A 14,311-nucleotide genomic window follows, 5' to 3' on the forward strand; every position below is an offset into this window, starting at 1 on the left:
CTCTCCTCTAATACTAAAGTTACAATCATTTTAGAGTTTACCACTTTATAGAAGAAGGTTGGTGAATAAATCCTGACTATCCATGAAAATGAATCGAATAACCTAGTTCATAATTCCTTCTTGTTTTAGACACAAAAAGAAAGACAGCCAATGCTGACTGTCTTATATTCGTTATCTATAATATAGCGATATAGAAATATCTCAAAATTTAAGTTTAGCGGCTTATAGTCTATTTTAGAGGTAATAAGGATATCCGTTATAGATCGACTAAAAAAAGATCATGAGATGCATTAATATAAAATGATTGAAATCCTTATTTTTATCTATAAACAAGACCGCCGTCAGTCAACATAGCTTGACCAGTAATATAATCTGAATCATCTGAAGCCAAGAAAGATACTAAATTAGCGACATCTTCAGGTGTTTGGTACCTTTTTAAAGCAATTTCTGAAGAGAACTTTTCAAAAGCTTCCCCTCGTTTTAAATCATCACTATATTTAACCATTTCTTCATCAATTCTATCCCACATTTTTGTTTTAGCAATACCTGGACAGTACGCATTTACGTTTATTTTATATTTAGCTAACTCTTTGGCAGCTGAATGTGTAAAAGATTTCACGGCATGTTTAGTCGCAGAGTATGTACCAAGCATTGCGAATGATTCGTGGCCTGCTATACTGCACGCATTAATGATTTTTCCTTTTGTTTTTTGCTTAATAAATTGCTCAGCAGCTGCTTGAGTGCCAAAGACTACACCATTTACATTAATTTTGAATAGTTTATCAAGCTGTTCTTCTGTAATGTCCAAAAACGGCGAAACCGCATCGATACCCGCATTGTTCACAAAAACATCCAAACGGCCAAATGTTTTTACCGTGCATTTAACCAAATTGAATTGATCCTCACGTTTCGATACATCCCCTTTAACACCAATGACAGGAAAATTTTTTTCTTTGAATTCTGAAACAGTTTTGTTTAGCATTGATTCATTTATATCATGCAGCACAACACGATAACCATCCTTGCATAGCCTCTCAGCTATGCCTTTCCCTAATCCACCTGCAGAACCTGTAACTACCGCTACTTTACTCACAAAACATCCTCCTTTTTATGAAATGATGTTACCGATTATATTTTAACAAATTTAATATTTGTTTACGAATCATCCAAATCCCCTTCCTTACAGTACTCAGGACATGCTTAACATCTTCTCAAAATTTCATCTTTTAATCGCTCGGCCAATAAATCTTGCAACAAGATTCTTGCCCCTTCAGGGCTTAACACAATTCCCCCTGATAAAATCATATTTTGAGAGGACACCTTTCCGGTTACGATACAAGTGTTATGCTTTTGATACTTGAGCAAAACAATTTTATCGTTATCTTTAATAAACTCCAATGGATCTCCATCATTAATCTTTAAAAGCCTTCTCATTTCTTTTGGTAACAAAATTCGTCCCACATCATCTATTTTACGAATCATTCCTGTGGTTTTCATAAGAATCCTCCTCTTTTTTCTTAAAAGTCATTATGAATTGTGCATAATTTCACATTCGATTTCAAGACCTTCGATTTATTTCTTTGTGTCAATTTTGTAAAATAATCTACTTAACAAGTTTAGGTTATCCATAGCTGGTTATTCAGAACGCTATTTCTGTTTCTCGATAAAAAACTCAAAAGTTTATTAGTGCTGCCTCTATTAAGCTGGTGGAAAAAATTTTTTTCCACCAGCTTACTTTCACCATTTGATTATTTAATTTTAAATTTTTCTGTTAAGCTTTGAAGTTTCTCAGCCATTTGTTTAAGGGTTTCTGAAGAGGAGCTAATCTCTTCCATTGAAGCCAGCTGTTCTTCAGCTGATGCGGCGATGTCCTGAATATTTGCTGAACTTTCACTGGACACATTCTCAATCTCTTCAACAGCCTTTGATACTTCTTGAGATCCTTTCGATATATTTTCGACAGTTCCAGTCGCCGTTTGCAGCTGATCAGCGATGTTATTTGTCATATTATGTATTACCTTAAAGCTGGACTCTGTTTCATCCGTTATTTTAAGTCCTTCCTTCACTTCATGATTAACTGATCCAAACATACTCAATGAATTCTCTACTTCATTGACGATTTCATTAATTAATCTTTCTATATCTTTTGCCGAACTTGCGGATTGTGCTGCAAGTTTCCTGACTTCTTCAGCCACTACAGAAAATCCTTTTCCTGACTCTCCTGCTCTTGCAGCTTCAATCGCAGCATTCAATGAAAGCAAATTTGTCTGTTCCGCTATTCCGTTAATCACATTCAAAATTGCCGTAATATCCTTTGATTTTGCTTCAAGGCCTTTAATGACTTTTTCAGTCTGTTGGACTGATTTATCAATCGTATTCATCTGATTAACAGTTTTTTGAACAAGTACCTCACCTGCTTTAGCCATATCAGCTGACTTAACTGAAGAATCTGTGATCAATTCTGATACCTGCGTAACATCCTGCAGTTTTTCACTTATCTGACTAAGCTTATCGGAACTCACCTCTAATTCCCTATTTTGGCTTTCTATTCCATCAGAGAAATGTTCGATTGCTAGTGTAATGTTTTCTGTAGCCTTGCTTGTTTGATCTGCACTTGCGGCAAGCTCTTCAGAAGAAGAGGCGACGTTTTCCGCCGATTCTTGGACGGTATCGATTAACGAGCGAAGAGATTCTATCATCTCGTTAAATCTTACACTGAGTAGTCCAATTTCATCTTCAGATTTAACATCAATTTTTTGTGTAAGGTCTCCCTCGCTGATGCATTTTGCAGACGATACAAGTTTCTTTAAAGGTTTATTAATTGATCTGACAATTAAGTAAACAATAATGCCCCCTACGACGATTGACCCAATTAATGTATAAATGGCCGTATTTAAAACTGGACTTGCAGCAACTTTTATTTCATCTTGAAACATTGTTCCTCCGATTTTCCAACCGGTTTTTTTATTTGTTATAAAGGCCATTCTCTTCTCTTTATTTTCAAAATTATATTTAAAATCTCCTTTTTCTTTTGAAAATAATTGTGTCCCCCAATCGTCTTTAATTACTGATCCAACCTTCACTGTTGGGTGAGCAATCATTTTCTTATCCGCACTTGCGATAAATGCAAATCCATGCTTCCCGATTTTTACACTTTTCGTTTTTGCAATAAAACTATCAACCTTCAAATCAACCGCCACCACTCCAGAACTGTCTTTGTTTTGTTTGGCTAAAGTAATAACCATATTGCCAGTGGACGCTGATTTGTATGGCTCAGTGATAATTGTCTCGTTTTTTTTCTCAACAGCCTGCTTATACCAGTCTCTTTCAAGTGGATTATAGCCTGGAGGCATTGTTTTAGAAGGGTAGCTTATAAATAATTTATCCTTCGATCCAGTATACACGCTTTCAACATCTTGATTCATATTTACATACTGTTCAAATTCTTTTTTTAGAGAGATGTGATCTTTCTCTTTATATTTATTTTCACTAATCCAATCGGAGTACTCTAAAATTTCTCTTTCTTTTTCTTCAATCTCATCATCAATAAGTTTATTCAAGTCTTGAATACTTAAATTAGCGCTTCTCATAATTTCTTCTTCAAGAGCATTTGTGGCAGTATTGTAAGACCTATACGATAGAATCAAAATGGGGATAGTTAAAACCGCAAGAAAACTAACAAACAATTTTTTAGAGATAGATGGGCGTCTGATCCAGACTAATAGTGCATTCATTTTTCAAGCTCCTTTTTTTAATCTACCATCTAGTATCGGAGAATTAATAAAGAATTTTAGATAAAATTTTTATAAAAATAATTCAAAACATTATGGTTTTTCAAAAAAAAGAATCGAGATTTAATTTTACAGCACCTCCTCTTGCATTATCACTAAATGTATACAATATATAGGAGTGAGAAAATAATAAGCTTACGCACATAAAAGGAGAAGTTCAAGTCAAGGTGTTTTTAATTTCCAATAAAATGAGGATTTTATCAAGAATTAAAAAAGAAAAACCCCTAATAAATAAGGGTCTTCAGACATCATTCAATAAATTCTATTTCTATTTCAAATGGGTACTCTTTTCTTTGTTTATTGCGCGTTGATTTTTTTAGCAACTCTGGGGGCAAAACTCTCGTGTATACAATCTTGCTTATAAACGTTTTTAAGGATTGATTGACTTCATCAGGCTCCATATTAGGTAGTTTCTCAATCAGCTCAATAATGTTCATTAAACTATTTATATGATCGTTTAGATCAATATTGCCGATTTTTTCTTTCAAATCAACAATCGCTGACTCTGTGTATTTAATCTCATCAATCAACTCTTGTTTTTTGTTACGGATTTCCTCTTCGTTAAAGATACCTTTTAAAGCTAAGTCAATTAACTTATCTTGCTGCTCATTTAAATCATTTAATTTCCTTTCTTGTTGTTTTATTTTCCTTTTGATATCTGTTTCTACACCAGCTTCCTTTTCTTGTTGAAGTCTCTGAACACTTTTCTCCAGTAGGCTTTTAAAATTAGGAAGTGCTTTTGTAACCTCTTTTTCAACCAATTCAAGTTTGATTCCGCGATTTGGACACTTTTCTCCATTATATAAATGATAACACCGCTGAATTACATACCCCGTACTGCTTTTGTCGTCAAAAAAAATCCTCATTTTCCTTCCGCAGACTCCGCAATAAACCAGATCCTTTAACATAGTGGTTCCAGTGGTACTAGCAGGTTTTTCACGTATCACAGCTGCCTGCTTTGCTCTACTTATACGCTCCCTGTTTGCCCTATCCCATTCTTCAGGGGGAATTATTGCTGGGTGTGCATTGTCTACCTGAATTGTTTCAACGGGCTCATAAACAAACTTGCCATTTTTTTTAACCTTTTTTCGGTCATTAAAAACAATTGTGCCCTTATACGTTGGATTCTTTATTATTCTCTTAATGGTGGGGAGTTCAAAAGCTTTTCCTGTTGCAGATTTGTATCCTTCAGCGTTTAAAATATCCCTGATTTTAAAGCTTCCTAAGCCCTCTGAGTGAAGTTTAAATATGTACCTCACGACTTTGGCTTCTTCTTCATAAATTTCAAGCTTTTTTGTTTCCTTGTTTCTTCTGTAACCAAAAGGAACATTCCCGCTGACGTGAAGGCCAGCTTTAGACATTTGTTTTTTGTTTGCCTTACTTCTTTTCCCGATGGTGCCATGCTCATGACTTGAAATCATGCTTCCAACATCATAAAGAAGTCTGTCTGTTTCTGAATTTGCAAGATCGTAGGATTGATAAGGAGTTAATATAGGCTTGTCATAATCGATACAGTACTGTTTAACTGTCTGACTTATCAGCCCATTACGTGATAGCCTTGTTAATTCAAAACAAAGTATAGCATCAAATTTTTCAATGTCTTCAAGAAGCCGCTGCAACTCTTTTCTCTGTTCAATTTCAGACTTCCCTCCGCTGATTACTTCTCCATACTCTTCATACGTATATCCGTTTTCTTTACAGAAATCACAAAGAATTTGGCGGTGGTTTTCAAGGGTTTCAACATTTTCCCCCCTTTTTTCCTGACTTATTCTCAGATAAATTGCAACATGTTTTATATGATCAAATGTTCTTTTCATAAATAGTTCCCTTTCATGGCAGGTAGTGCTATTTTATTATTAATAAGAATACCACTACGCAGAAGGCTTTTCAATACATGAAATAAAAAACGCAGTAGGGACTGCATAGCCGCTTGTGTGTCCGCGCAAGCCTTCAATGATTTCAAGACCTTTGGAGACAGGCGCTCTGAAATGGCCGATTCCTTCAGACAAATCGCATTGATAGATATAATACGGACGGACTCTGATTTTCACCAAATCATGCATCAGCTTTTTCATAATGGAAACGCTGTCATTTATACCAGCCAAAATCACGGCCTGATTGCCGACCGGAACCCCGGCGTTGACCAGCTTCTCACAGGCTTCCTTCGCTTCCTTCGTGATTTCGATGCTCGTGTTGAAATGCGTATTCAGCCAGACGGGATGATACTTTTTCAAAATGCTGCAAAGTTTGTCGGTAATCCGCTGCGGGAAGACGACCGGGGCTCTCGTGCCGATCCGGATGATTTCCACGTGCGGGATCGCACGGAGGTTTTTCAAAATATATTCAAGAATTTGATCGTTAATGAGAAGGCCGTCCCCTCCTGAAATCAGGACATCCCTGACATCGGGCGTATCCCGGATATATGCGATCGCCTGATCGAGCTGCTTTTTCGGCACGCCCATGCCGATTTGTCCGGAAAAACGCCGCCTTGTACAGTATCTGCAGTACATCGAGCATTGATTAGTGACGAGAAACAAAACCCGGTCCGGATAGCGGTGGGTTAAGCCGGGGACAGGCGAATCTTCATCCTCATGAAGGGGATCTTCAAGGTCGTATTTTGTTTTGTGCATTTCTTCTGCCAGGGGCACCGACTGCATTCTGATCGGACAGCGCGGATCATCCGGATCCATCAGTGAAGCGTAATACGGCGTAATATTTAAAGGGATCGTCTTTGTGGAGATTCTCACCCCTTCTTCTTCCTCTTTCGTAAGATTGACGACTTTTTTCAAATCGTCAAGCGTTCTGACGGTGTTGGTCAGCTGCCAGATCCAGTCGTTCCATTTTTCCTCGGGAACATCTTTCCAAAGCTCAATATCCTTCCAGTGCCTTTTCGGCTGAAACAGACCGTTTTCCATCTTTCATCCCCCTATCAGCATTTTCCCTATACTTTTCAGGTTATGTGACCGGTGTGAAAAGTGTCTCTTCAAATATAAAACCCGCGGAAGACCGCTTTTTAAGACCGGCTTAAATTTTTGCACCAGATGTTCATGTTCTCGATGGTTTTATAAATGAGGCAGTTGTTCAAAAGCCGGCCCCTATATGAGTATGATAAATGATAAAGACTGGCGTTCATCCCGAAAGAAGCTGCTCTTGCGATTGAATAAACGTAAAAGATACCCGCTTGTTTCAAATCGGTTTCGAGTGCGGCAATCAGCCGCCTCGTCAATGAAAAGCCCCTGTATTCCGGCAGGACGGCGCAGTCTGTTATTTCCGCATTCCCCAAAACGGGATTCACGTCTGCACCTGCTGATGCAATCACTTTTTCCCCGTCAAAAGCGAGGTAGTAAACAGCCCCTTTCCCCATCGCTTCCTTAAGATATGCCGGATCTGAAACAGGCGCGGGGTATACAGGAAAGACGCAGTTGTAGAGATCGGCGAGACCAGGCGCATCACTGGAGGCGGCCCGCCTGATTTGAAAGGAAGCGTTTTGGGCCTCCGCGATGCGGGGAGTGCTGAACAGCTCTGTCAGCATTTGATCCTGCGCAAGCCAGTCAGCGGTTTTTCGCCTGTCTTCTTTCACATATTTTACGAACACGTCAGCATCATGCCCGTTAAAGTATCCGTCAATTTTCCCTTCCGGTTCAAACGTCCGCTCAAGCAAAGCGTTTCTGTCATTCGTTTTGGTGAAAACGATCATTTTCCCTATGCCGTGTTTTTTTGCTTCTTTCAATATGGCGGGAAAAAATGAACACACATCGCCTTCATAATTGATGATTCTGATTCTTTTACTGAACAAGTCGACATCCGCTTCAAGCGTACAGCTGTTATTGCTCCATTTTTCCACCATATTTAACCTCCAAAACAGCTGATCTTTTCACCGTTCATAATCACACCAATTCATAATAAACAGGCTGATGATTTTGGCTGACTGAATCAGGGCGTCTTTTTCAATGTATTCATTTGCCTGGTGAGCCATTTTCGTTTCTCCCGGACCGAAGACGATGACAGGGGTGCCTCCGGCGTGCGACAATATTCCGCCGTCTGTCGCCCACGGGGAAGCTTCGATTAGGGGATCGTTTGCCGTGATGGTTTGATAGGCGGATTTCAGCACTTTCGTCAGTTCATGGTCTTCAGCCAAATCGTTTGGGAGCCACATGGCGCCGAACCATTCTATGTCAACAGGGTAGTGTTTAAACCATTCATCATGGTATTGAAGATCATTGAGCCAGTTTTCAAACTCGGACTGGACGGCTTCAGGAGATTCGTTCGGAGCGATTCCGCACCTTCCTTCCAGTGTCACCGTGTCAGCGACCGATGAAGGCCATGCGCCTCCTTTGATCGTGCCGATGTTAATCGGAACCGGAATCGGGATATTGTCATACAAAGAATCTGTTATTCTCTTATTCCTGACCTGTTCAAGCTGGCGAAGCGACTGGATGACAAGCATGCTTTTTTCAATGGCGCTGACACCTTCATATCTTGTGCCGCCGTGTGCAGAAAGCCCTTTGACCGTGATTCTGAACCACATCGACCCCTGCTGCTTAATAAACATTTTCATATTTGTCGGCTCGGGAATCAAAGCGCCGTCCGCCTTGTAGCCCCTCATGACGGCCGCCAGCGTCCCGGCTCCGCCACACTCCTCGTCTACGACACTTTGAAAAATCAGGTCTCCTTTTAAGTGAACCCCGCATTGCTCCAGCGCTTCCATCGCCATTAAAAGAGCCGTATTGCCGCCTTTCATGTCAGTTGTGCCCCGGCCGTATATCCGTCCTTGCTTCATGACCGGCTGAAAAGGCTCCGTCTCCCAGTCTTTTCTGTTTCCTTCAGGCACGACATCGATGTGTCCGTTTAAGATCAGCGATTTCCCGCCGCCCTTTCCTCTTTTGACAGCCGTAATATTCGGGCTTTCTTTAAAGCTTGTTCTGTCTGATTTAAACAGCGGGTGCTGTTCCAATTGCTTCATGCTCGGCTCCCAGACATCGATTTCAGCTTCGAATTGCCTCAGTTTCTCCAGGACGACAGCTTGGGCGGTAAATTCACTGCCCATTGTGCTTTTTTCTCCGACGAGTTTTTTCAAAAGGCGAACCGCTTTTTTCTCGTGCGAATCGATCCAATCGCACACCTTTCTCTCTATGTTCTCCATCCAATTCCTCCTCTTACGAAAGCGGCAGTTCGATCCGGACCTTTCCATCCGTCAGCCGCAGCACATCATCAAGATCCTCTTCATTCATCAGCTCTTTTAATACAAAGCCGCCGCTGTCAATGGTGATCACGGCTTTTTCTGTAATCACCATGTCAACGCAGCCTTTTGCAGTCAGTGGCAGAGTGCAGTCGGCGACAAGTTTGGGGGCGCCGTTTTTATCGGTATGGCTCATCACGACAATGACTTTTTTCGCCTTTTGGGCAAGCTCCATCGCCCCTCCCATTCCAGGAACCTTTTTGCCGGGGACGATCCAGTTGGCCAGATCCCCTGACTGGCTGACCTGCAGAGAACCAAGAATCGTGACATCAATCGCGCCCTTTCTGATCATGCCGAACGACAGAGCCGAATCAAAATAAGAAGCGCCTTTTACTACGGTGACAGGCCAGCCTGCCGCATTGCAAAGATTCTCATCTTCCCTTCCTTTTTCAGGCGACTCGCCGATGCCGAGAAGCCCGTTTTCAGATTGGATCATAACGGAAGTGCCCGGATCTAAAAAATTGGGAACTAAAGACGGAATGCCGATGCCCAGATTGACAATCATTCCGCTTTTGATTTCGCGGGCCGCCCGTTTTGCAATTCTCTCCCGCTCTATGACTCCCAAACCCATTTCCAGTTCACCCCTTCCGTTTCAGCGACACCTTCGACAAAAACACCGGGTGTTACAATTTCTTCTTCATCCAGCTCTCCCAGGGGAACGATCCGCTCCACTTCGGCAAATGTCCGATCAGCAGCCATCGCCATAAGCGGGTTCATGTTACGCGCCGTTTTGTCGTAGATGATATTGCCGAATTCATCGGCGGTTTTCCCATAAATAAAAGCGTATTCCGCACTCAGCGCTTCTTCGGCAAGGTATGCACGACCATTCAAAGAAACGATCTTCTTTCCTTGACGCACCATGTCATTATCGATCCCAATATCGGTCAAAATGCCGCCAAGACCTGTGCCGCCCGCACGGATTCTTTCCGCGAGCGTCCCTTGCGGTGAAAATTCAACGGCGAGAAAACCGTCAGTCATTTGTTTTCCCGCAACGGGATTTGATCCGATATGGGAAGCGATCAGCCGCCTTACGCGGTTATTGACGATTAATGGCCCGATGCCGATGCCGGGAAAGCCTGCGTCATTGCATATGACCGTTAAATTTTTTACGCCTTTTTTCAAAATCGCACTGATGAAAGAAGGCGGTGAACCGACTCCCCCAAATCCGCCAAACATGACGGTCGCTTCGTCTTTCAAATCGGCAATCGCATCTTCAACAGCAATTCGTTTGTTCAGGACCGTCATCTTTCGCGTATCACCTTTTCTGCTTGTTTTTCAATCTCGTGTACCGCATGTTTAAATATATGAATAAGTTCTTCCAGCTCTTGATCCGATATCGTAAGGGGCGGCGCAATGATGACCGCATCTCCCCCGCCGCCGTCAATGCCCGCCTGGGACGGATAAAGAAGCAGGCCTCTTTTTTTCGCTTCGGAAATGACGAGAGCCGACACCGGCATTGATGAAGGAAATGTCTTTTTGCTTTTTCGATCGGCGACAAATTCAATCCCGATAAGAAGCCCCTTGCCCCGAACGTCGCCAATGATGCTCGACTGTTTCATGATTTCTTTCAGCATCTTTTTCAGCTTTTCCCCTTTTATCCTGGCTTGTTTGACAAGATCGTGCTTCAGAATGTAGCGGAGAACGGCGAGCGCCGCACGGGTTGAAAAAGGGTTTGCGCTGTACGTATGTCCGCTCATGATGACTCCTGAGCCGTTTTTGACCGTTTCCATGATGTCATCGGATATGACAGCTGCGGCAATCGGTGAATACCCTGCGCTCATCCCCTTGCCGAGTACGGCAATATCCGGGGTCACACCCCAATGTTCAATCGCCAGCAACCGGCCGGTTCTTCCCATCCCACTCATGACTTCATCCGCAATAAAAAGAATTTCATTTTCTTCGCAAATCTTTTTTACTTTTTTGTAATAACCATCGGGCGCTGTTATGGCTGCTCCAGCAGCCCCGATGACGGGTTCGGCCACGAAGCCCGCGATAAATTGCTTGCCGATCCTTTTAATGGCGAGCTCGATTTCTTTCACGCACGCTTCCTGGCAGTCGGGATGAGAAAGCCGGCATCTGTAGCAGTTTGGCGCGGAAGCGGCGGGATACTTGTGCAGCATGTGCGTAAACCTGTAGCGGCGCTCATAAAATCCCGACAGCGACAGGGCTCCGTTTGTAATTCCGTGATAGCTGTTCCATCTTGAAAGGAAAATCGTTTTGTCGTTTTGTCCTTTTTCCTGCCAGTATTGAACGGCGATTTTCATGGCGGTTTCAACAGCTTCCGACCCGCTGTTGACAAAAAAAGACCAATTCAGATCACCCGGCAGCCATTCAGCAAGGAGTTCGGCAAGCTGTTCAGCTGGTTCACTCGTAAACTATGAACGGTAGACAAATGAAACGAAATCAAGCTGCTCTTTGAGAGAATCAATCACTTCTTGTACACCGTGCCCGAGATTGCAGGTAACAGCCCCCGAACAGCCGTCAAGGTACCGTTTTCCGGAATTGTCGACAATCCAGCTTCCTTTTGCATACTGAACGACCGGATAGCTTGCGTGCAAATCCGGCTTAATCAAAAATGACATGAAAACATCCCCCCTTCCCCAATGAGAGGTTTTTCTTTACATTATATGAATGGGGAAAAGGCGGCATTCTCTTTTCAAGTGAAATGGTTGATTTCGGAGCGTAAACAAAAAAATAAAAGGACATGTCCTTTTATTTTTCCAAGCGCGCTTATTCACATTGACGTTTTGTCCTGCAAAGCAACGGTTTCCTTCATCTGTTTTTCCCATAAATAAAATGATCTCATCATCGAAAACGCAGCAAACGGCGCGGGCAGTGCGACGATGAGGAATAAATATTCGGGACTGACAGCATCCGACAACATTCCCGCGGCCGCATAGCCGAGCGGCATAAAAGCGCTGTTGACCGCAAAAAAAGCGCCCAGCGATCTGCCTCTGTTTTCACCTTCCGTTACCCTTTGCAAGTAACCTTCAATATAGATGTTGACTACGCCGCTGATCATTCCGATGACGATCAAAATCGCGGCGCCGAGCACGACATGATTAATCCAGCCTAGAGGCGACAAAAGCAGGCCGAAAATCAGCATTAAAGCGGGCACAGCAGCTTTTGCGTGCTCCGGTTTTGCGATAAAAGACAAGAAAAGCGCCGCAGACAGCGTCCCGCACGCCCAAAATGATTGAAAAGCGCCGCCCAGCCAAGCCTGATCTTTTAATAATAGCGAGGTCCAAATGACGATATATATTGGAAAACCGCTGAATACAAGCTGCTGTATGCTCGTCCCATACAACAAATACTTGAGCGGCTTATTTTGAAGCAAGCTTGTAAAACCGCTGAACAATTGTTTGTTTGTAAAAGGAATACGCTTTTGGCTGCCCCTTTTATCTTTGATTCTCCACTCCAAAAAGATGGATAGGAAGGAGAGGCTTCCGCACAGCACCCATAACCAGCCGAAATGCAGAAAGGAAAACAGAACCCCTGTGACAAGCGGAACGATCACTTGGATAAGCTGTGTGATCACTTCTTGAAATGCGATTCCTTTTTCAATTTGTTCTTTCCTCAGTGTATCCGGCAAGAGCGATCTTGCAGCAGGTTCGATTGCGGTCAAACATGCCGATACAATCACCCTTGCAACCGCCAGTAACATAACTGAACTCATGCCTGACAGCGCCAAAAATCCGATTATTAAAAATACAGTTGAAATGATCATATCTGAAGCCGCAATCAATTTCCCCCTGTGAAACCTGTCGGACAGCCAGCCTGTAAACGGCGATATCAAAATCGAGACAGTCAGCCCGATGCCGATCACGACGCTTCCCGAAAGGGCGCTTCCGGTTTCAGCTAAAGACCACCATACCAATGAATAATAGAAAAGAACCGAACTAAAGAGCGATAAAAACGTTCCAGACCACAGTCTGAAAAAGTCCCCTTTAATGACCCAAGCATATTTCAAAGTTTCTCCCCCGTTTGTCCGATATTTTCACCTCATGATTATATTACATATATATGTAAAATTTTACAACAAAAACAAAAAAACCTTCCGGATGGAAGGCTTTGTGAGCATGTCAAGCGACCGGGCGTTGGGCTTTTAGCTAGCAAATGAAAGCCGCACCGACAATGATGAGCAAAATAAAGAGGACAACGATGAGCACAAATGTGTTTCTGCCGTGAAACCCGTAGCCGTATCCTCCAGTAGGACAGCAATAATGGGAGTAATGCACAGGCTTATCATCCTTTCGTATAAAGTCTACACCCCAGCCTATGCAGGCCAAGTCCCAATTGGTATGTGCACCTGCCTACTTTATTCGAACAAATATTTAAATATCGTCGTAAGCTTTCCCTTCTGCTGAAAACCCAGCTTTTCATAAAACGTTTTCACCTGATCGCTTCCCGAAGTCACAAGATAGCACGATTCCATGCTCGATTGTTTGGCAGCGACGAGCATCTGCTTGATAAGGCCCGATCCATAGCCTTTCCGCTGATAAGGCTCCAAAATGGCGACTTCCTCGATTTTAGCAACGTTTTCGTCCTGATCGAGATAAAGCTCGGCACATCCAATCGGTTCTCCTTCTTCCGAGTAGCAGACACACAGCTGAATGATGCCTTCCTCGTAAAAACGATACTTGCGCAGCAGCTTTTCCTTCGCAAACGCTTCATTGATCGACAACGAATCATAAGCCTGCATGATGCGGCAGCCGTCAATGAGAGATTTCTTCGTCCCCCATTCTGCCCGCACAGGGGAAACTCCTTTCCAATCTGCAAGCCGGATCGAATAAAACAATTCTTCATCAAGAATGTATCCAAGATCAAAGAGCGACTTTTTCATTGTGAAAGGGAGATCGCGGTTAAAAGAGCTTTTCACATGAATATAATTTCGGTTTAAAATATCGGGTACCCGAACGAGCAGGGAGTACAGCTCTCTCAGCGGAAATTCGTCCTGCAGCTGCAGAAAATGAGATGAAAACATTTGCGGGATCTGGTCATCTGTGTATATATGATAATGCGACTCAACTTTTTTGCTGCATGTCAGCATTAAATAACGGTCTTCTGTGTTTGAAATGGATGTCACAACGGCTGCCTCTTTTCTAAGATGTTCTATTATATTGTTTTTCGCTTTCAGAGCAGAAAATCCTCTAAAAAAGATGACTCTTTGAAAGAAAGGATCATCTGAACATGCTGCTCTTCTCGGCTTTCTTCTCCGGATTTCGTGCGTTCTTTCAAATCTGGGTTTACCTTCCATTGTATAGGTCCTTATTGATAATTA

Annotated in this window: 11 protein-coding genes and 3 pseudogenes; all 14 read right to left on the reverse strand. The window is 42.6% G+C overall.

Features of this window, described 5'->3' with window-relative positions; all coding sequences use genetic code 11:
* Positions 1-319: 319 nt before the first annotated feature.
* Complete coding sequence (locus ACH97_RS19335; RefSeq protein ID WP_048350257.1) at positions 320-1,093, reverse strand: acetoin reductase; 774 nt, start codon at positions 1,091-1,093, stop codon at positions 320-322.
* 107 nt (positions 1,094-1,200) lie between these two features.
* A complete protein-coding gene (locus ACH97_RS19340; RefSeq protein WP_048350258.1) occupies positions 1,201-1,497 on the reverse strand; it encodes an AbrB/MazE/SpoVT family DNA-binding domain-containing protein in 297 nt (98 codons plus the stop codon).
* Positions 1,498-1,748: 251 nt separating this feature from the next.
* The gene (locus ACH97_RS24540) at positions 1,749-2,699 is read right to left on the reverse strand and encodes a methyl-accepting chemotaxis protein (protein ID WP_373431793.1); all 951 of its coding nucleotides are present in this window, start codon (positions 2,697-2,699) and stop codon (positions 1,749-1,751) included.
* Positions 2,694-3,734: pseudogene (locus ACH97_RS24545) on the reverse strand (HAMP domain-containing protein); the annotation flags it as partial. The pseudogene ACH97_RS24545 and the gene ACH97_RS24540, both read right to left, overlap by 6 nt.
* Before the next feature lie 305 nt (positions 3,735-4,039).
* Positions 4,040-5,608, reverse strand: coding sequence for a recombinase family protein (locus ACH97_RS19350; protein ID WP_048350260.1), 1,569 nt, complete (start codon positions 5,606-5,608; stop codon positions 4,040-4,042).
* Positions 5,609-5,701: 93 nt separating this feature from the next.
* Positions 5,702-6,706, reverse strand: a pseudogene (gene kamA, locus ACH97_RS19355) (lysine 2,3-aminomutase); the annotation flags it as partial.
* A gap of 98 nt (positions 6,707-6,804) precedes the next feature.
* On the reverse strand, positions 6,805-7,638 hold the full coding sequence (gene ablB / locus ACH97_RS19360) for a putative beta-lysine N-acetyltransferase (protein WP_020451852.1): 834 nt from the start codon (positions 7,636-7,638) through the stop codon (positions 6,805-6,807).
* Positions 7,639-7,665: 27 nt separating this feature from the next.
* A complete protein-coding gene (locus ACH97_RS19365; protein WP_020451853.1) occupies positions 7,666-8,934 on the reverse strand; it encodes a peptidase in 1,269 nt (422 codons plus the stop codon).
* A gap of 13 nt (positions 8,935-8,947) precedes the next feature.
* A complete protein-coding gene (locus tag ACH97_RS19370) occupies positions 8,948-9,601 on the reverse strand; it encodes a 3-oxoacid CoA-transferase subunit B (protein WP_020451854.1) in 654 nt (217 codons plus the stop codon).
* The gene (locus tag ACH97_RS19375; RefSeq protein ID WP_020451855.1) at positions 9,583-10,275 is read right to left on the reverse strand and encodes a CoA transferase subunit A; all 693 of its coding nucleotides are present in this window, start codon (positions 10,273-10,275) and stop codon (positions 9,583-9,585) included. The genes ACH97_RS19370 and ACH97_RS19375 overlap by 19 nt, the downstream gene beginning before the upstream one ends.
* Positions 10,272-11,612, reverse strand: a pseudogene (locus ACH97_RS19380) (aspartate aminotransferase family protein). Before ACH97_RS19380 ends, ACH97_RS19375 begins: the two are co-directional and overlap by 4 nt.
* 152 nt (positions 11,613-11,764) lie before the next feature.
* Entirely contained in the window at positions 11,765-13,000 is a 1,236-nt protein-coding gene (locus ACH97_RS19385; protein ID WP_048350261.1) for an MFS transporter, read from the reverse strand.
* A gap of 139 nt (positions 13,001-13,139) precedes the next feature.
* Positions 13,140-13,268: a YjcZ family sporulation protein gene (locus ACH97_RS23195; RefSeq protein WP_003182774.1), complete on the reverse strand. Its 129-nt coding sequence runs from the start codon at positions 13,266-13,268 to the stop codon at positions 13,140-13,142.
* Between the two features lie 80 nt (positions 13,269-13,348).
* On the reverse strand, positions 13,349-14,116 hold the full coding sequence (locus ACH97_RS19390; protein ID WP_025811273.1) for a GNAT family N-acetyltransferase: 768 nt from the start codon (positions 14,114-14,116) through the stop codon (positions 13,349-13,351).
* Positions 14,117-14,311: the final 195 nt, after the last annotated feature.

It is taken from the genome of Bacillus paralicheniformis (assembly GCF_001042485.2).
Classification (GTDB): domain Bacteria; phylum Bacillota; class Bacilli; order Bacillales; family Bacillaceae; genus Bacillus; species Bacillus paralicheniformis.